Annotated in this window: 19 protein-coding genes; 12 read left to right on the top strand and 7 right to left on the bottom strand. The window is 57.3% G+C overall.

What is annotated here, in order from left to right:
• Positions 1 to 60: 60 nt before the first annotated feature.
• The 4 genes from mnmE to hemE all read right to left on the bottom strand — a co-directional run bounded on the left by mnmE (position 61) and on the right by hemE (position 4,504).
• Positions 61 to 1,386 carry a tRNA uridine-5-carboxymethylaminomethyl(34) synthesis GTPase MnmE gene (mnmE, locus tag O3S81_RS23525; protein ID WP_269347130.1) on the bottom strand — a complete coding sequence of 442 codons (1,326 nt, stop codon included), beginning with the start codon at positions 1,384 to 1,386 and terminating at the stop codon, positions 61 to 63.
• 89 nt (positions 1,387 to 1,475) lie between these two features.
• Positions 1,476 to 2,741 (bottom strand): transcription termination factor Rho, encoded by a 1,266-nt coding sequence (rho, locus tag O3S81_RS23520; protein WP_004444236.1) that lies wholly within the window; start codon positions 2,739 to 2,741, stop codon positions 1,476 to 1,478.
• A 186-nt stretch (positions 2,742 to 2,927) separates the two neighbouring features.
• Positions 2,928 to 3,473, bottom strand: coding sequence for a protoporphyrinogen oxidase HemJ (gene hemJ / locus O3S81_RS23515; protein ID WP_269347129.1), 546 nt, complete (start codon positions 3,471 to 3,473; stop codon positions 2,928 to 2,930).
• The gene (gene hemE, locus O3S81_RS23510; RefSeq protein ID WP_269347128.1) at positions 3,470 to 4,504 is read right to left on the bottom strand and encodes a uroporphyrinogen decarboxylase; all 1,035 of its coding nucleotides are present in this window, start codon (positions 4,502 to 4,504) and stop codon (positions 3,470 to 3,472) included. The genes hemJ and hemE overlap by 4 nt, the downstream gene beginning before the upstream one ends.
• Positions 4,505 to 4,912: 408 nt before the next feature.
• On the opposite strand from hemE, the gene O3S81_RS23505 reads away from it, so the two are divergent.
• Genes O3S81_RS23505 through dnaQ form a run of 5 tightly spaced genes read left to right on the top strand, consistent with a single transcriptional unit; the run spans position 4,913 to position 8,518 of the window.
• Positions 4,913 to 5,734: a pyruvate, water dikinase regulatory protein gene (locus O3S81_RS23505; RefSeq protein WP_269347127.1), complete on the top strand. Its 822-nt coding sequence runs from the start codon at positions 4,913 to 4,915 to the stop codon at positions 5,732 to 5,734.
• A gap of 31 nt (positions 5,735 to 5,765) precedes the next feature.
• Positions 5,766 to 6,365 (top strand): Maf-like protein, encoded by a 600-nt coding sequence (locus O3S81_RS23500; RefSeq protein WP_269347126.1) that lies wholly within the window; start codon positions 5,766 to 5,768, stop codon positions 6,363 to 6,365.
• The gene (locus O3S81_RS23495) at positions 6,358 to 7,218 is read left to right on the top strand and encodes a shikimate dehydrogenase (RefSeq protein WP_269347125.1); all 861 of its coding nucleotides are present in this window, start codon (positions 6,358 to 6,360) and stop codon (positions 7,216 to 7,218) included. The genes O3S81_RS23500 and O3S81_RS23495 overlap by 8 nt, the downstream gene beginning before the upstream one ends.
• Entirely contained in the window at positions 7,218 to 7,799 is a 582-nt protein-coding gene (coaE, locus tag O3S81_RS23490; protein WP_269347124.1) for a dephospho-CoA kinase, read from the top strand. Before O3S81_RS23495 ends, coaE begins: the two co-directional genes overlap by 1 nt.
• Positions 7,800 to 7,819: 20 nt before the next feature.
• On the top strand, positions 7,820 to 8,518 hold the full coding sequence (dnaQ, locus tag O3S81_RS23485) for a DNA polymerase III subunit epsilon (RefSeq protein WP_269347123.1): 699 nt from the start codon (positions 7,820 to 7,822) through the stop codon (positions 8,516 to 8,518).
• Positions 8,519 to 8,617: 99 nt separating this feature from the next.
• On the opposite strand, the gene secB is transcribed toward dnaQ, so the two are convergent.
• Positions 8,618 to 9,100 (bottom strand): protein-export chaperone SecB, encoded by a 483-nt coding sequence (gene secB / locus O3S81_RS23480; RefSeq protein ID WP_004444254.1) that lies wholly within the window; start codon positions 9,098 to 9,100, stop codon positions 8,618 to 8,620.
• A 102-nt stretch (positions 9,101 to 9,202) separates the two neighbouring features.
• Positions 9,203 to 9,733, bottom strand: a complete 531-nt coding sequence (locus tag O3S81_RS23475) for an FxsA family protein (protein ID WP_269347122.1) — start codon at positions 9,731 to 9,733, stop codon at positions 9,203 to 9,205.
• A gap of 140 nt (positions 9,734 to 9,873) precedes the next feature.
• Here O3S81_RS23475 and O3S81_RS23470 point away from each other — a divergent pair, with 140 nt between their 5' ends.
• The 5 genes from O3S81_RS23470 to gyrB all read left to right on the top strand — a co-directional run bounded on the left by O3S81_RS23470 (position 9,874) and on the right by gyrB (position 15,201).
• Positions 9,874 to 10,572, top strand: coding sequence for a Tim44/TimA family putative adaptor protein (locus O3S81_RS23470; protein WP_269347121.1), 699 nt, complete (start codon positions 9,874 to 9,876; stop codon positions 10,570 to 10,572).
• Positions 10,569 to 11,681, top strand: coding sequence for a murein transglycosylase A (gene mltA / locus O3S81_RS23465; protein WP_269347120.1), 1,113 nt, complete (start codon positions 10,569 to 10,571; stop codon positions 11,679 to 11,681). The genes O3S81_RS23470 and mltA overlap by 4 nt, the downstream gene beginning before the upstream one ends.
• Positions 11,678 to 12,247, top strand: coding sequence for a Smr/MutS family protein (locus O3S81_RS23460; RefSeq protein ID WP_269347119.1), 570 nt, complete (start codon positions 11,678 to 11,680; stop codon positions 12,245 to 12,247). Before mltA ends, O3S81_RS23460 begins: the two co-directional genes overlap by 4 nt.
• Positions 12,244 to 12,609 carry a helix-turn-helix domain-containing protein gene (locus tag O3S81_RS23455; protein ID WP_006311080.1) on the top strand — a complete coding sequence of 122 codons (366 nt, stop codon included), beginning with the start codon at positions 12,244 to 12,246 and terminating at the stop codon, positions 12,607 to 12,609. The genes O3S81_RS23460 and O3S81_RS23455 overlap by 4 nt, the downstream gene beginning before the upstream one ends.
• Positions 12,610 to 12,765: 156 nt before the next feature.
• Complete coding sequence (gene gyrB, locus O3S81_RS23450; protein ID WP_269347118.1) at positions 12,766 to 15,201, top strand: DNA topoisomerase (ATP-hydrolyzing) subunit B; 2,436 nt, start codon at positions 12,766 to 12,768, stop codon at positions 15,199 to 15,201.
• Between the two features lie 104 nt (positions 15,202 to 15,305).
• Here gyrB and O3S81_RS23445 read toward each other — a convergent pair whose 3' ends face one another.
• Entirely contained in the window at positions 15,306 to 15,908 is a 603-nt protein-coding gene (locus O3S81_RS23445; RefSeq protein WP_269347117.1) for a nitroreductase family protein, read from the bottom strand.
• 128 nt (positions 15,909 to 16,036) lie between these two features.
• On the opposite strand from O3S81_RS23445, the gene O3S81_RS23440 reads away from it, so the two are divergent.
• Together O3S81_RS23440 and O3S81_RS23435 are read left to right on the top strand one after the other, a co-directional pair.
• Positions 16,037 to 16,879, top strand: a complete 843-nt coding sequence (locus O3S81_RS23440; protein WP_269347116.1) for a fumarylacetoacetate hydrolase family protein — start codon at positions 16,037 to 16,039, stop codon at positions 16,877 to 16,879.
• Positions 16,880 to 17,004: 125 nt separating this feature from the next.
• Positions 17,005 to 18,237 (top strand): polyhydroxyalkanoate depolymerase, encoded by a 1,233-nt coding sequence (locus O3S81_RS23435; RefSeq protein WP_269347115.1) that lies wholly within the window; start codon positions 17,005 to 17,007, stop codon positions 18,235 to 18,237.
• Positions 18,238 to 18,275 lie beyond the last annotated feature (38 nt).

Below are 18,275 nucleotides of genomic sequence, written 5' to 3'. Positions count from 1 at the left end.
ATTCCTGCGCCCTGTTCTCAACATCGGCATTACCCTTCGGTCGCCAATGTTTCACGTGAATCATTTTCCTATGCAGAATTCCGAGAAGATCACGCCGAGCAAATCTTCCACATCGACGCGGCCGGTGATCCGTCCAAGCGATGTTGCGGCGAGTCTTAAATATTCCGACCTTATCACAAGGTCGAGGGTCTCAGAATCGAGCGCATCACTAACATAGTTCAGCGTCTCTTCAAGTCGTTTTTTATGACGGGCACGCGCGGGAACCAATGTCTGCCCGGCACCAACCCTCTTCTCTATCTCCCGCTTGATCACTGAGCGCAATTGGTGAAGGCCTATACCTTCCTTGGCTGAGATAAACAGATCAAAACCATTATTCGAATCGGGAGAGGAAAGTGCCGTTTTGGTTCTGACGTGCAAATAACTCCGGTTCTCGAACGTAGTGGATTGTTTCGGAATCGAATCTTTATCCTGCAGCAATAAGATAAGATCGGCGGTTTCCGCAGTCAGAACCGCACGCCGCACGCCTTCCTGTTCCACCACATCCTGCGTCTCACGAATTCCGGCCGTATCGAATATCCGAACCAGATAGCCGTCCAGATTGATGTCGACGCTTAAAACGTCTCTTGTCGTACCGGCGATGTCGGTCACGATCGCCACGTCGCGGCCGCTCAACGCGTTAAGCAGCGTCGATTTACCCGCATTCGGTTCGCCCACAAGCGCCACCTTGAAGCCATCGCGGATGATTTCGCCGCTTCCACCAGTCTCCAGGTGACGGCTGATTTCACCTTTCAGCTCCACCATCGCGTGCCAAACTTGGGCTGCAACAGAATCCGGAACATCCTCCTCGTCGGCGAAATCCAGTTCCGCTTCGATTAAGGCACGGGCACGGGTCAAACGGCTGGCCCAGCCGTCATAGAGCGCCGACAATTGGCCGGTGCTCTGCTCAACCGCAAGCCGCCGCTGCATTTCCGTTTCCGCCTGCAACAGATCCGCCAGGCCTTCGACTTCGAGCAGATCCATTTTGCCATTTTCAAAGGCTCTGCGGGAAAATTCACCGGCTTCCGCGGGCCGCAGTCCTTCTAGATTCTCAAGCTCGGTAAAAATCGAAGCGACAACCGCACGGCTACCGTGGCTGTGGATCTCAACGCAATTTTCACCCGTAAAAGAATTAGGACCCGGAAAGACAATCACCAGTCCCTGGTCGATAATATCATTGTTTCGATTCCGAATCGAACACAGGCTCGTTTTTCGGGGTGGAGGAAGGTCACGGCCTGTCAGCGCCTTCAAGGCATCAAAAGCCCTGGAACCGCTGATCCGGAGAACGGCGACGCCTGCCGGCAGGGCACCGCTGGACAGCGCATAAATCGTATCGGCGGAAGCTGACATCGTTCACCTCGGTCTAAAACAGTCAAGCCGCACCCGAATGAACGGATACGGCTTTAAAGCTCTTATGATGAATCCGACTAAGGTTCGGATCAGGTATTCATCGATTCGAAGAAATCCGAATTGTTCTTGGTCTGCTTCAGCTTGTCGATCAGGAATTCGATGGCGTCCATCGTTCCCATCGGCGCGAGAATGCGGCGAAGAACGAAAATCTTCTGCAGATCCTGGCGCGGCACCAACAGGTCTTCCTTACGCGTGCCGGATTTCAGAATATCCAGCGCCGGGAAGATGCGCTTGTCGGCAACCTTGCGGTCAAGCACGATTTCCGAGTTACCGGTACCCTTGAACTCTTCAAAGATGACTTCATCCATACGGCTGCCGGTATCGATAAGCGCCGTCGCAATGATTGTCAGCGAACCACCTTCTTCGATGTTACGCGCAGCACCAAAGAAACGCTTCGGACGCTGCAGGGCGTTGGCATCCACACCACCGGTCAGAACCTTACCGGAAGAGGGAACAACGGTGTTGTAAGCGCGGCCAAGACGCGTGATGGAGTCGAGCAGGATGACGACGTCACGGCCATGCTCCACAAGACGCTTTGCCTTTTCAATGACCATTTCGGCGACCTGGACGTGGCGTACAGCCGGTTCGTCGAAGGTGGAGGACACAACCTCACCCTTCACCGAACGCTGCATGTCGGTCACTTCTTCCGGACGCTCGTCGATCAACAGAACGATCAGATAGCACTCCGGATGGTTCGCCGTGATGGAATGGGCAATGTTCTGCAGCAGAACCGTTTTACCGGTACGCGGCGGCGCCACGATCAATCCACGCTGGCCCTTGCCGAGCGGTGCAACGAGATCGATAACACGCGACGACAGATCCTTCGAGGTCGGAACATCCAGTTCCATCTTGAAGCGCTCATTGGGATAAAGCGGCGTCAGATTGTCGAAGTGAACCTTATGACGGATTTTTTCCGGGTCATCGAAATTGATCGTATTGACCTTGAGAAGCGCGAAATAACGTTCGCCTTCCTTGGGGCCACGGATCGGCCCTTCGACCGTGTCGCCCGTCTTCAGCGAGAAGCGGCGAATCTGCGAGGGCGAGATATAGATATCGTCCGGGCCGGGCAGATAGTTTGCGTTTGCGGAACGCAGGAACCCGAACCCGTCCTGCAGGACTTCAACGACGCCTTCGCCGATGATTTCGATGTCCTGGCTCGCGAGAACCTTGAGGATTGCGAACATAAGCTCCTGCTTGCGCATGGTGCTCGCATTTTCAACTTCCAGGGATTCGGCAAAAGTCAGCAAGTCGGTAGGCGATTTGCTCTTAAGTTCCTGAAGCTTCATTTCAGCCATGAAGGGAAGACCGTTTGATAATGTAATGTCGGGGGAGGGCGTGTTCGCGAATCAGATGCTGTGGGAGATACCGCAGATGACTGAATAATTCACATGCCACGAAGATGAGTGGCCTGAAAATAGCGATTGAACACGGCCGCTGCAAGAGGAAAGCACGAATTCCGCGAAATTTATCGCCTCACCGTCTTAACCAAAGGGTTTCACAACCACAAGTATGACAATCAGGATCATCAGAACGGTTGGAACTTCGTTCATCAACCGCCAGTGACGGGCCGGTCTTTTATTTTCATCGCGTGCGAAACGTTTCGCACTGCGGCTGAAATAAACATGGGTCGCGGTCATGAGCACCACCAGCCCAATCTTCGCATGCAGCCAGCCGCCGGAAAAACCATAAACCGACCATGCGAGATAAAGCCCCAAAACCCAGCTTATCATCATCGCCGGGTTCATGATCACCCTGATCAGCCGCTGCTCCATCACCTTGAAGGTTTCCGATTGCTGCGAACCGACGGGCGCATCGGTGTGATAGATAAAAAGCCGCGGCAGGTAAAAAATCGCCGCCATCCAGGAAATCACCGCGATGATATGCAGCGCCTTGATCCAGAGATAGAGATCGGCGGGATCGGCGTAAAACAGCAGCGCGATGAAAGCGGCAAACACACCGAGTGCGACGCCCGCGCGCAAAGCCGCCTTGTTTCCGGAGCGTGCCGAGGTCTGTTTTTCCTCGCTCATCCCGCGCCTCCAACCGAGCGCACCCGTTCAACCAGCCGGGTGACGTTTTCCGGGTCAGCCTGCGGGGTGATGCCATGGCCGAGATTGAAAATCAGCGGGCCCTGCCCGAGCGCCTGCAGAACGGCATCAATGCCATCCTGCAAGGCCTTGCCGCCTGCCACCATCAGCATCGGGTCGAGATTGCCCTGCACCGGGCCTTCCTTCTGCAAATCCCTGGCGAAGCTCAATGGTACGGACCAATCGAGGCCAATAGCGTCAGCACCCGTCTTGCGGCGATAATCTTTCAGAAGATAACCCGCACCCTTGGCAAAAGCGATGATCTTTGCCGAAGGCCTGCGGGCACGCACCGATGCGATAATTCGAGCGACCGGCTTTATCGCATATTCCTCGAATTCCTTTTCGCCGAGCACACCGGCCCAGGAATCGAATATCTGAACCGCGTCAGCCCCGGCATCGATCTGCGCCACCAGATAATCGGCAGAGACATCCGCGAGGAAAGCCAGCAGCTTTTCCATGGCGGCCGGCTCCTGATAACCGAACAGCCGCGCCGGCGCCTGGTCCGGCGTTCCGTGACCGGCGATCATGTAGGTCGCAACCGTCCAGGGCGCACCACAAAAACCGAGAAGCGTCGTTTCATCCGGCAATGAGCTGCGCAGACGCGAGACCGTTTCGAAAACAGGCGAAAGATGCGCCAAGACATTCGAGGCATCGAGCTTTTCGATACCGCTCACGTCGATAGGGTCCATCGCCGGACCTTTGCCTTCGCTGAAGGACACGTTGCGATGAAGCGCGTCAGGTATCACCAGAATGTCGGAAAAGAGAATAGCAGCATCCAGCCCGAACCGGCGGATGGGCTGAAGGGTCACTTCGCTCGCCAGCTCGGGGTTATAACAGAGATCCAGGAAACTTCCGGCACTCTTCCGCGTTTCCCGATACTCCGGAAGATAACGCCCGGCCTGGCGCATCAGCCATATGGGCGGCGGTGTGACCGTCTTCCCGTTCAACACCGTCATTACCTTGCGTTCGCTCATGGCACCCAGCTTCTAAAAAATAAAATCAAAGAGATTTAAAAGATTTTCTATTTCTTAGAGTCTGTGGGTAGCAAGGATTAAAATCATTCCAGTCGAAATGCCGCAGTCGTGACGTTTGAAACGTGCCTGCGCAGATTGTCGCCGCATCTGTTTGTCAATAATCCGGAAAACGAAGATTAGATAAATAATTTCAAATAGTTATATCTAATTAAAAAAACCCCGCATCTGTGGATAATCTGGGGAAAATTTTGAACAGTTTCGCATTCTTCCAATAATTCACAGGCGCCGCGAAGGCGAGAGAAGCCACTTGCGGATTGTGGAAAAACACCACTTTATTCACGGCGCGGTTCGGTCCGTCGGACAATTCAGAGACTTGTCCCGGTTTATCAACAGGGGGAGAAAAACAGCGTGGAGAACAAAAAAAGCTTCTTCCATCTGCACCTGATTTCGGACTCAACGGGAGAGACTCTGATGTCGGCCGGCCGCGCCGTCTCGGCTCAGTTCCATGCCTCCATGCCGGTGGAACATGTCTATCCGATGATCCGCAACCAGAAACAGCTCGCGCAGGTCGTTGATCTCATCGACAAGGAACCCGGCATCGTTCTTTATACCATCGTTGATCAGCAGCTGGCCGAATTCCTGGACCTGCGCTGCCATGCGATCGGGGTGCCCTGCGTCAATGTCCTCGAACCGATCATCGGTATCTTTCAGACCTATCTCGGTGCGCCGTCGAGAAGGCGGGTAGGGGCGCAGCACGCGCTGAATGCCGATTATTTCGCGCGAATCGAAGCGCTCAATTTTGCCATGGACCATGATGACGGACAGATGCCGGAGACCTATGACGAGGCGGATGTCGTCATCATCGGCATCAGCCGCACGTCGAAAACCCCGACCAGCATCTATCTTGCCAACAGGGGCATAAAGACCGCCAATATTCCGGTTGTTCCCAATGTGCCTTTGCCTGACAGCCTTTATGCCACCACCCGGCCTTTGATCGTTGGTCTCGTCGCGACATCGGATCGCATATCGCAGGTTCGTGAAAACCGGGAGTTGGGTGCGACGGGTGGATTTGACAGCGGCCGTTACACGGATCGCGCCACCATCATGGAAGAGCTGAAATATGCGCGTGCGCTCTGTGCCCGCAACAATTGGCCGCTGATCGACGTCACACGCCGTTCCATCGAGGAAACGGCCGCGGCGATCCTTGCCCTTCGCCCGAGGACGCGATAATCCCGATTGCACCATTCGGAGCAGACAGTCGATGAAACAAGAGTTGATCCTCGCCTCGTCCAGCGCATCCCGCCAGATGCTGATGCGCAATGCGGGGCTGACATTTTCGGCGATCCCGGCGGATATTGATGAGCGCGCCCTTGATGAGCAGCTGGAGCGAGAAGGCGCCAGCCCGGAAGAGGTCGCACTGGAACTCGCAAGGGCCAAGGCCCTTGCGGTCAGTGCGCTTCATCCGCAGGCGCTGGTTCTCGGCTGCGACCAGACCATGGCGCTCGGTTCTCGTGTCTATCACAAGCCAAAAACAATGGCAGAAGCCGAAGCGCATCTGCTTTCATTGTCCGGCAAGGCCCATCGTCTGAACAGTGCGGCCGTTCTTGTTCGCAAGGGCGAGGTCGTGTGGAAGACCATTTCCAGCGCCGAGCTTTTGGTCCGGAGTTTGACTCCCGAATTTGTCTCCCGTCATCTGCAGCGGGCGGGAGAAAAAGCCTTGAGCAGTGTTGGTGCTTACCAGCTCGAAGGAGAGGGAATCCAGCTATTCACCTCCATCGAGGGGGATTATTTCACGATCCTCGGCCTGCCGCTCCTGCCTCTTTTAACGAAACTGCGCGACATGGATGTCATCGATGGCTGATTCACGTGAAACATTAACCATAGATGCCTTCGTTGTCGGTTACCCGATCAAGCACTCCCGGTCGCCGATCATCCATTCCTATTGGCTGAAAAAATTCGGTATTGCCGGTTCCTACAAGGCCGTTGAGGTCTCCCCGGACGATTTCGCGAATTTCATTGCGACGCTGAAAGAAGGAAAACCCGGCTCAGCGGTGGGCGGCAATGTCACCATTCCCCACAAGGAAGCGGCTTACCGGCTGGCGGACAGGCCCGACGCTTTGGCGGAAGAACTCGGCGCCGCCAACACCATCTGGATGGAGGAGGGGAAACTCCACGCCACCAATACGGATGGATACGGTTTCGTCTCGAACCTGGATGAGCGGCATAAGGGCTGGGACAAGACCGATCGGGCGGTGGTTTTCGGTGCCGGTGGTGCAAGCCGGGCGGTCATTCAGTCCCTGCGTGATCGGGGTATTTCCGAAATTCACGTCCTGAACCGCACGGTCGAACGTGCCCGCGAACTGGCTGACCGTTTTGGCCCGCGGGTCTTTTCCCATCCCCAGGCAGCTCTTCAGGAGGTCATGCAGGGTGCCGGGCTGTTCGTGAATACGACATCGCTCGGTATGGATGGAACCGAGGCGCCACATCTCGATTTTTCGCTGATGGCCGCCAATGCCGTCGTCACCGATATCGTCTACGTTCCGTTGAAAACGCCGATCCTGAAGATGGCGGAAGAGCAGGGCATGGCTACCGTCAATGGGCTCGGCATGTTGCTCCATCAGGCGAAACCCGGTTTCAAGCGGTGGTTCGGCAGGATGCCGGAGGTGGATGAAACTCTCCGCTCCCTCATCATCGAGGATATGGAGAAACATTGATGATCGTCATTGGTCTCACCGGCTCGATTGGAATGGGAAAAACGACGACGGCGAGGCTCTTCGCCGAAGAGGGTGTTCCAGTTCTCGATTCCGATGAGGTGGTGCACGGGCTTTATCGTGCGGAAGCCGTTCCCTTGATCGAGGCCGCCTTTCCGGGCACCACCATCGCCGGCATGGTCGACCGCCAGAAACTCGGCGATACACTGCGGCAGAATCCGGCTAATTTTAGTAGGCTGGAAGAGATCGTTCATCCGCTGGTGCGCAAAAGACAGGAAGCCTTTCTGGCAGAGGTGCGGAAAGAAGGGCGGCAATTCGCTTTGCTCGACATACCCCTGTTGTTCGAAACCGGAGCGGAAGGCCGCGTCGATAAAGTCGTGGTGGTGAGTTGCGCGCCGGAAATCCAGCGTGAGCGGGTTTTATCCCGGCCCGGCATGACGGAAGAGAAATTCGACATGATCCTCGCCCGGCAGATGCCCGATGCGGAGAAGCGTCGGCGCGCTGATTTCATCATCGATTCCGGAAATGGTGTCGAAGCGGCGCGGGATCAGGTAAGAGAGATTTTGCAGAAACTGGGCGCTTGAGTCGCGCCGCGGAGAGATGAATGCGTGAGATCATTTTCGATACGGAAACCACCGGCCTCGAATCGAAGCTGGATCGTGTGATCGAAATCGGCGGCATCGAGCTCATCAATCATTTTCCCACCGGCCGCACGCTGCATCTTTATATCAGCCCGGAGGATCGCAAGGTTCACCCGGATGCGCTTGCCGTTCATGGCATTACCGATGAGTTTCTGAAGGACAAGCCGAAATTCGGAGACGTTGTCGACCAGATCCGTGACTTCTTCGATGGTGCACGCTGGGTGGCGCATAATGCGACCTTCGATATGGGCTTCATCAATGCGGAATTCGCGCGCCTTGGCATCGAGCCGGTTTCTGCCGATCTGGTGACGGACACACTTTCGCTCGCCCGCCGCAAGCATCCCATGGGGCCGAATTCGCTGGATGCGCTTTGCCGACGTTACGGCATCGACAATTCCCACCGCACCAAGCACGGCGCGCTTCTCGACTCCGAGCTTCTGGCCGAAGTCTATATCGAAATGATTGGTGGACGTCAGACGGCGCTCGGTTTCGGCTCCGCGGCGCGACAGGAAACCATCATCATTGAGGAAGACGTTCCGCTGGAGCCTCTGCAACGACCGAGAGCCTTGCCATCGAGGCTCGACGCGGAGACGGCTGCCGCCCATGGCAAACTCGTTCTCGGCATGGGCGACAAGGCGATTTGGAACCGCTACCAGAACTGAGGTTTACTCCGACACTGAAACCGCAAATCTGGCCAAAGAAAAACCCGGGCGAAGAACCCGGGTTTTGTTTTATCTGCCATGCAGAGCCTTGGGCGCCGCTTAGTTCGGTACGGCCTGAACCTGAGCCTTCGCCTGTTCTTCGGCGACGCGCTGTGCGAACATCTGCGCGAAATCGATCGGGTCGATCATCAGCGGCGGGAAGCCGCCATTGCGGGTGACGTCGGCAATGATCTGGCGGGCGAAGGGGAAGAGCAGGCGCGGGCACTCGATGAAGAGGACCGGCAGCATGTGTTCCTGCGGGAAACCGGCGATGCGGAACACGCCGCCATAAACCAGCTCGGCTGCGAACAGAACCTTGTCGCCATCCTTGGCTTCCGCATTCAGCGTCAGAACAACGTCGAAATCCGAACCGGAGATCGGGTTTGCGTTGACATTGACATTGATGTTGATCGACGGCGCATTCTCACGGGCCTGCAGCGAACGGGGAGCACCCGGATTTTCGAAGGACAGATCCTTGATGTACTGGGCAAGAATGTTGAGAGAAGGGCTAACTGCGCCCTGTGCGCCATTTTCAGCGGTCATTACGGTTCCTCGCGGCGTGAATTCGTGGAAGGCGGTCTATCATTTCGACCGGGGGCTTACAACCCTTCGTGATCGGTCATCGCCATCCATTCCGCCGGGCGGTCAGGGTTTGGGCAGGTCGCGATCATCGGGCTTCTGCGACCAGGGAGAATCTCTCGGCCCCTCGCGGTGAAACTCCTCTTCATCCAGATCCACCACCTTCGAATTGCCCGCAGGTTCCCGGTCATTTCGAAACCCGGAACCCGACTGGGGGCCGGACTGCCTGAATGAGCCAGAAACGACCACGCGTGGTCCGAAAGCCTTCCAGAAAAACCGGCGAATGGCCGGCGACAGAAGCAGGAGGCCGAGAATATCGGTGATGAAGCCGGGAATGAAAAGCAGGATGCCTGCAACAACGCGCATGGCGCCGTTGACGAGTTCATCCGCCGGCTGCGCACCAGTGCGGCCCGCATCCTGAAGATTTCTCACCATGCCGATGCCGCCGAGGCGCAGTATGAGCAACCCCAGGAACGAGGTGAACAGGACAAGCGCCAATGTCAGCCACAGGCCTATCGCCTTGCCAACGATGATAAAGCCGGCAATTTCGAGAATGGGCATTATCAGGACGACGATGGGGAGAAAGGAAAAACGCATCTTCTAGCCTTGCGTGTGCATCTCTGGCAGATTGCCGGTTCCCGGGACACCGATGATTGAATCTGCACATTTGAATGATGATAAGATGCAGACTATATGATGGTGTGGTTTTCGAATTTAAATGGCGGTTTTGGTAAAAGATGGGCTTCAGCGACTTTATCACATTGTTTTTTCTCGTTGCAGCGGTGCTGATATTCTTTCAGCTGCGCAGTGTCCTTGGCCGTCGCACGGGCAATGAAAAGCCGCCATTCGACCCCTATAGCCCCCGTGACGTGGCAAAGGGTCCTGTCGCGGACGATAACAAGGTCGTGACCTTGCCGAAGCGCAGCGAGGCGGAAGATGAGAACCGCTTTGCTGAGGCGGATGCGCTTGCGCCTGCCGATACACCGCTCAATGCATCGCTGCGCGACGTGATGACCAAGGATCCGTCCTTCCGGCCCAAGGAATTCCTGAACGGCGCCCGCATGGCCTACGAAATGATCGTCATGGGTTTTGCCGACGGTGACCGCAAGACACTCAAAAACCTTCTGTCGAAGGAGGTCTTCGACGGTTTCGAGGCGGCGATTTCCGAACGGGAAAGCCGTGGTGAAGTGGTGAAATCCACCTTCGTTGGCATTGAGAAAGCCGACATCACCCAGGCGAGCGTTCGCGATTCCGAAGTGCAGGTTACGCTGAGGATCGTCAGCCAGCTGATTTCGGCAACCTTTGACAAGGACGGCAAGCTGGTGGATGGCGATCCGGAGGCGGTTGCGGAGGTGGATGACATCTGGACCTTCTCGCGCGACATCCGCTCGCGTGATCCGAACTGGAAGCTGATCGCCACCGAATCCGAGCAATGAATACGCCCTTTTCGATCGATGAAGTTTCTTTCCGCGATCTGCCCGGATGGCGGGAAGACGATCCCCGCAAGCTTTTTCCGGCGATGGTAACCATCCTCTCTCATCTTCGCAATGCGAAACCCTACCGGACCGGTGCGCTTGGGATAACGGCGGCGGAGCTGGTTTCACTTCTGGAACTCGCGGAAAAAAGCCAGGTAAGCAGCCCGGAACAGGCGCGCCAGTTTTTCGAAACCAATTGTGTGCCGTTCAGGATTTCTCCGGCTCAGGGAAAAAGCGGTTTCGTGACCGCTTTTTACGAGCCCGAACTGGAAGTCTCCGCCACACCCGATGATGTCTGGTGTTACCCGATCTACCAACGGCCGCCGGAACTGGTGGATATCGACGACAATAATCGGCCAAATGGCTTTGATCCGTCCTATGCTTTCGGCAAGGCGGATGAAAACGGCATTTCCCATTTCCCCGATCGCCGCGCTATCGATGAGGGATATCTGGAGGGTAGGTGTCTTGAGATCGCCTGGGCGAGATCGAAGGTCGACCTGTTCTTCGTCCATGTGCAGGGCGCGGCGCGTCTGGTGTTTCCGGATGGCGCGATAAAGCGCATTACCTATGCGGCCAAGGCCGGTCACGCCTTTTCGCCGATCGGGCGGCTGCTTCTCGATCGCGGCGAACTCGACCCGAAAACCATCTCGATGCAGACGATCCGCAAATGGCTCGCCGACCATCCCGATGAGGTGGATGGGGTGCTGTGGCACAACCGCTCCTACATTTTTTTCCGGGAGGCGGATGTCGCCGGTCTCGATATGGGGCCGATCGCCGCCGCCAAGGTGCCGCTGGTTGCGGGCCGTGCGCTCGCGGTGGACAGGCTGATCCACACCTTCGGCCTGCCTTTCTTCATCCACGCGCCGACACTGACCCATCTCGATGATGGAAAGCCCTTCGCCCGGCTGATGCTGGCGCTGGATACGGGCTCAGCCATCGTCGGCCCGGCACGCGGCGATATTTTCACCGGTTCCGGTTTCGAAGCGGGAGAGTTTGCCGGCACGGTGCGCAACGAGGCCGATTTTTATATATTGCTGCCGCGGGTCGCTGCGGAAAGGTATCGGCGATGAAAGGCAGTCGCAAGCTCGGCAAGGAAGAACGTGTTCTGTGGGGAAAGGTCGCAAAAACCACGCGGCCTATTTCCGGCAGGCTGGAAGACTTGCTGGCTTTCGATGACATAGAAGAGATGCCTGCCGAGCCCGTTGTCCCGCAAACCGGCAAAAGCGCCTTTCCGCGCATGCTTGTGGAAGCGGCGGAAGCGCTGGCCGTGACTCCGGATAAAAAGCCGAAAACCCATCAGCCGATGGAAAAACCGGTCAAGCGCAAGCTCACCCGTGGCCGGCTGCCGCTGGAAGGGCGGATCGATCTGCACGGCATGTTCCAGAGCGAAGCCCATGCGGTACTGCTTGATTTCCTGCTGCGGGCACATGAGCGAGGTCTTCGCCATGTGCTGGTCATCACCGGCAAGGGGCGCTCCATCGGCAGCGATGGTGCGTTAAAAAGGGCGGTGCCCATGTGGTTCTCCAAGCCGGAATATCGCCACCTGATCTCGTCCTATGAGGATGCATCGGCCAATCATGGTGGCGATGGTGCGCTTTATGTGCGGCTTTCGCGGCGGCATGGTGAAAAATCATGACCCCCTTTGCGGAAGCCGTACGGCAGCTTCGCGAGCGCAAGGGCGTCACGCAGAAGGAAATGGCTGCAGCCATCGGCGTGTCGCCGGCCTATCTTTCGGCGCTGGAGCATGGCAAGCGCGGCAAACCGAGCTTCGATCTGCTGCAGCGCATTGCCGGTTATTTCAACATCATCTGGGACGAGGCGGAGGAATTGTTCTTTCTGGCCGGTTCGTCAGACCCGAAGGTGGTGATCGATACGGTGGGCCTGCCGCCGCAATATACGGCTTTCGCCAACCGTCTTGCACGGGATATTCGCAAGCTGCCGCCGAGTGTGGTAGAGGAACTGTCAGCCGTGCTGCAAAAAAGCCGTTCTTGCGATTGAAACCCCTCTATCCCCTGCTTTATTCAGCATCCTGAAGCATGCGGCCTTTGGGATTGGGTGTAGAATTTCTATAGTCGCATGTCGGATTTGAGTGATTCGCTGGCTTCAGGCCTTCTCACTGAAAGCCTAGCCAGGAAAACTTTGGAAAGAGTACTTATGACCGAAACATCGTCAAGCGAAGTCGGCGCGAACGCAGAATATGGAGCCGATTCGATCAAGGTCCTCAAGGGCCTTGATGCCGTGCGCAAACGGCCCGGCATGTATATCGGCGATACCGATGACGGTTCCGGCCTGCATCACATGGTCTATGAAGTCGTCGACAATGCCATCGATGAGGCACTCGCCGGCCATGCCGATCTGGTGACGGTGACGCTGAATGCCGACGGCTCCGTGACGGTGACCGATAACGGACGCGGCATTCCGACCGACATTCATTCCTCCGAAGGCGTTTCGGCTGCCGAAGTCATCATGACCCAGCTGCATGCGGGCGGTAAATTCGACCAGAACTCTTACAAGGTGTCTGGCGGCCTGCATGGCGTGGGCGTCTCGGTGGTCAATGCGCTTTCGGTCTGGCTGAAGCTTCGCATCCGCCGCAATGGCAAGCTGCACGAAATCGGCTTCACCCATGGTGTCGCCGACGCACCGCTCTCCGTCATTGGCGAATATGAAGGCCGCTCGGGCACGGAAGTCACCTTCCTGGCAAGCTCCGAAACCTTCACCATGACGGAATATGATTATGCGACGCTCGAGCATCGCCTGCGCGAACTCGCGTTCCTGAATTCCGGCGTCCGAATTCTGCTGACCGACAAGCGCCATTCCGACGTCAAGCAGGAAGAGCTGCTTTACGATGGCGGCCTTGAGGCTTTTGTCCGTTATCTCGATCGCTCCAAGAAACCGCTGGTGGACAAGCCCGTTGCCATCAAGGGCGAAAAGGACGGCATTACCGTCGAAGTCGCGCTGTGGTGGAACGACAGCTACCACGAGAACGTGCTGTGCTTCACCAACAACATTCCCCAGCGCGATGGCGGCACCCACATGGCCGGTTTCCGTGCCGCGCTGACCCGCCAGGTCACCTCCTATGCCGAAACCTCCGGCATCATGAAAAAGGAAAAGGTGAGCCTGCAGGGCGAAGACTGCCGCGAAGGCCTGACCGCCATCCTGTCCGTGAAGGTGCCTGACCCGAAGTTCTCCTCACAGACCAAGGACAAGCTGGTTTCCTCGGAAGTACGCCCGGTCGTGGAAAGCCTCGTCAACGAGGCGCTCTCCACCTGGCTGGAGGAACATCCGTCCGATGCGAAAATCCTCGTCGGCAAGGTGGTGGAAGCGGCTGTTGCCCGTGAAGCCGCCCGCAAGGCTCGTGAATTGACCCGCCGCAAGGGCGCGCTGGATATTGCCTCTCTGCCCGGCAAGCTTGCCGATTGCTCCGAGCGCGATCCGGCGAAATCCGAACTTTTCCTCGTCGAGGGTGACTCGGCCGGTGGCTCCGCAAAGCAGGGTCGTTCGCGCGAAAGCCAGGCCATCCTGCCGCTACGCGGCAAGATCCTGAACGTTGAACGCGCCCGTTTCGACAAGATGCTGTCCAGCCAGGAAATCGGCACGCTGATCACCGCGCTTGGTACTTCCATCGGCAAGGATGAGTTCAACGCCGACAAGCTGCGTTATCACAAGATCATCATCATGACGGATGCTGACGTCGACGGCGCCCATATCCGTACCCTGCTGTTGACCTTCTTCTTCCGCCAGATGCCGGAACTGATCGAACGCGGCCATCTCTATATCGCCCAGCCGCCGCTTTATAAGGTCACGCGCGGCAAATCCGTGCAGTATCTGAAGGACGAAAAGGCGCTGGAAGAGTACCTGATTTCCATGGGTATCGAGGAAGCATCGCTGACGCTCGGCACCGGTGAAGTCCGCGTCGGCGCCGATCTGCGTGAAGTCATCCTGGATGCGGTGCGCATGCGCTCGCTGATCGATGGCCTGCATTCGCGTTACAGCCGCTCGATCGTGGAACAGGCGGCCATTGCCGGCGCGCTGAACCCCGAGCTTTCGGCCGATGCCGCCCGGGCACAGGAAACCGTTACCGAAGTGGCCCGGCGTCTGGACATGATCGCGGAAGAAACCGAACGCGGCTGGTCCGGTACGGTGCTGCAGGATGGCGGTTTGCGTTTCGAGCGCATGGTACGCGGCGTCAAGGAAGTCTCGACGCTGGATATGGGTCTGCTTGGTTCCGCCGATGCTCGCCATATCGATCAGCTCGCAGGCCGCACGCGGGATATCTATGCTACGCCGCCGGTTCTTCAGCGCAAGGACGGCACCATGGAACTGGCCGGTCCGCGGGCACTTCTGGATGCGATTTTCGCAGCCGGCCGCAAGGGTCTTTCCATGCAGCGTTACAAGGGCCTTGGCGAGATGAACGCCGAACAGCTGTGGGAAACCACGCTAGATGCCAATGTTCGCTCCCTGTTGCAGGTGCGGGTGAGCGACGCAACCGACGCCGACGGCCTGTTCGCCCGCCTGATGGGCGACGAGGTGGAACCGCGTCGCGACTTCATTCAGGAAAATGCCCTGAGCGTCGCCAACCTCGATATTTAATCCTGTGGGGTGTTTCGCGTAACGATTCACGTGAAACGAAAATTTAACAAAAGGCCCGGCGGGCAATTCCCGCCGGGCCTTTTTGTTTTTGCGGATGATCGGAATCAGTCGGCCTTGCCCGTGAAACGCCCTTCGAAAGCAACATCCGAAAGGGGCAGGCGCTTGCTTGGCACCTCCCGTTCCGCCAGATCATCAGGAAGAACGGACTTGTCGGTCAGCGTGCCGATGGCAACCCCGGCCTCCACCTTATAACCTTCCGGGATGTTCAGCTTTTCAACGATCTTGTCCTTCAATATGCCAGCCATGCCATGCGCGTGATAACCAAGCAGGTGCGCCTGCATGGCAAGCGAAAACCAGGCCGCTCCGGCGTCGAAGGAATGGGTCGCCGAAGGTTTTTTCTCACCTTCGCGCGAGATGTTGTGGTCGCGGGAAACGACAAACAGCAGCACGGAGGCGTTTTTTGCCCAGCGCTGGTTTCCTTCCATGAGAAGTTCCACAAAAAGCGGCCAGTCTTCACTATCCCTGTGTGCATAGACAAACCGCCACGGCTGATAGTTGGAAGCGGAGGGCGCCCAGTGCGCCGCATCCAGAATGGTCATCAGATGCTGGGTCGGCATGGGGCTGCCATCAAAGGCACGCGGAGACCAGCGGTCGAGGAAGAGGGGGTCGACGGGATATTCGGATTGCCGGGAGTTGCTGTTCGTCACGGGCCGTGTCCTTTTGATTGCCGGGAAGGAAAAGGTATTTTTCGAAAGTTGGCGCAGTCAAGGGGTGACAAGTATGAATGCATCGTTCATATATGCATCACCTTGTCTGACAACCGGGAGAGAGTTCCATGAAATTGATGCGTGTTGGCCAGCCCGGCCAGGAAAAACCAGCAATCCTCGACGCGGAAGGAAAAGTCCGCGATCTGTCCGCCCATGTGAAAGATATCGGCGGCGACGCGATTTCTCCCGAGGGTCTCAAGAAGATCGCCGCGATCGATCTTTCCAGCCTGCCGGTCTTGAGCGAAGAGCGCATCGGCGCCTGCGTTGCCGGCACCGGAAAATTCATCTGCATCGGACTCAACTTCTCCGACCACGCTGCCGAAACGGGTGCTACCGTACCGCCGGAACCGGTCATTTTCATGAAGGCGACGTCTGCCATCGTCGGTCCGAACGATAACGTCACCATTCCGCGTGGTTCGGAAAAGACCGACTGGGAAGTCGAGCTTGGCGTCGTCATCGGCAAGACTGCCAAATATGTCTCCGAGGCGGATGCTCTTGATTATGTCGCCGGTTACTGCGTTTCGCATGATGTTTCCGAGCGCGCCTTCCAGACGGAGCGTGCCGGTCAGTGGACCAAGGGCAAGTCCTGCGACACTTTCGGTCCCATCGGCCCCTGGCTGGTGACGAAGGAAGAAATTGCCGATCCGCAGAACCTCGGCATGTGGCTGAAGGTCAATGGCCAGATCATGCAGGACGGTTCCAGCAAGACCATGGTTTACGGCGTCGCCCACGTTGTCTCCTACCTCAGCCAGTTCATGTCACTGCACCCCGGCGATGTCATTTCCACCGGCACCCCTCCCGGCGTCGGCATGGGTCAGAAGCCGCCGCGTTACCTGAAGGCTGGTGATGTCGTGGAACTCGGCATCGAGGGCCTCGGTTCCCAGAAGCAGACTTTCGTCGCCGACATCTGATCGCCGGCAGGTATTCAACGAAAAGTGAGGCGCCGGCGGGAGACCGTTGGCGCCTTAAATTTTGTGCACCTGCGAAAAGCTGCTATGGTTGAAAAAAGAGCGTGATCGCGAGGGAGGCGTCATCAGTGTTCTACCACCTCTATGAAATGAACCACGCGGCCATGGCGCCGCTGCGCGCCGGCGCCGATATGATGCGCCAGGCCTGCAACAATCCTCTCAACCCGCTGTCCAGCACGGCTTTCGGCAGAAGCCTTGATGCCGGTTTCGAGGTTTTTGAACGACTGACCCGCCGTTATGTCAAGCCGGAATTCGGCCTCGGCTCCACGGTCGTCGATGGCAAGACCGTTGCCGTCACGGAGGAGATCGTCTGGTCGCGCCCGTTCTGCAATCTGCTTCATTTCAAAAAAGAGCTTGATCCGGCCCGCCAGTCCGACCCGAAGGTGCTGCTGGTGGCGCCTATGTCCGGTCACTATGCAACCCTGCTGCGCGGTACCGTGGAAGCATTGTTGCCCTCGGCCGATATTTACATCACTGATTGGGCCGATGCCCGTGTGGTACCGGCGACAGACGGAAGCTTCGATCTCGACGATTATATCGACTATGTCATCGAGATGTTGCGGCATATTGGCCCCGGCGCCCATGTGGTCGCCGTCTGCCAACCGTCGGTGCCTGTTCTGGCTGCCGTTTCCCTGATGGAAGCGGATAGCGATACGTTTGCACCGGCATCCATGACGCTGATGGGCGGGCCGATCGATACGCGCATCAATCCCACCGCCGTCAACGGCCTTGCCAAGGCCAAGCCGATCGAATGGTTCCGTGACAATGTCGTCATGCAGGTGCCGTGGCCGCAGCCGGCTTTCGGCCGCAATGTCTATCCGGGTTTCCTGCAGCTGTCGGGTTTCATGTCCATGAACCTCGACAAGCACATGACGGCGCACAAGGATTTTTACCTGAACCTTGTCAAGAATGACGGCGATTCCGCCGAAAAACACCGCGAATTTTACGATGAATATCTGGCCGTCATGGACCTGACGGCGGAATTCTATCTGCAGACGGTGGAAACCGTCTTCATCGACCACGCGCTTCCGAAGGGAAACATGCAGCACAGGGGCAGGGCGGTCGATCCCGCCGCGATCCGCAATGTCGCGTTGTTCACCGTCGAAGGGGAGAATGACGATATCTCCGGTGTCGGCCAGACGAAGGCGGCCCATGATCTCTGCCGGAACATTCCTGAAGACAAACGCGCTCACTACATGCAGCCGGATGTGGGGCACTATGGCGTCTTCAACGGTTCGCGCTTCCGCAAGGAAATCGTGCCGCGCATGCTGGATTTCATCGGCAAACACCAGACGGCCTGAGGGTGAAACGGCAGGTGAGGCCACGCATTTGCGTGGCC

The sequence above is a fragment of the Agrobacterium sp. SOY23 genome (assembly GCF_027212525.1).
Lineage (GTDB): Bacteria > Pseudomonadota > Alphaproteobacteria > Rhizobiales > Rhizobiaceae > Agrobacterium > Agrobacterium tumefaciens_I.
This window is presented reverse-complemented; position numbering and strand designations above follow the sequence as displayed.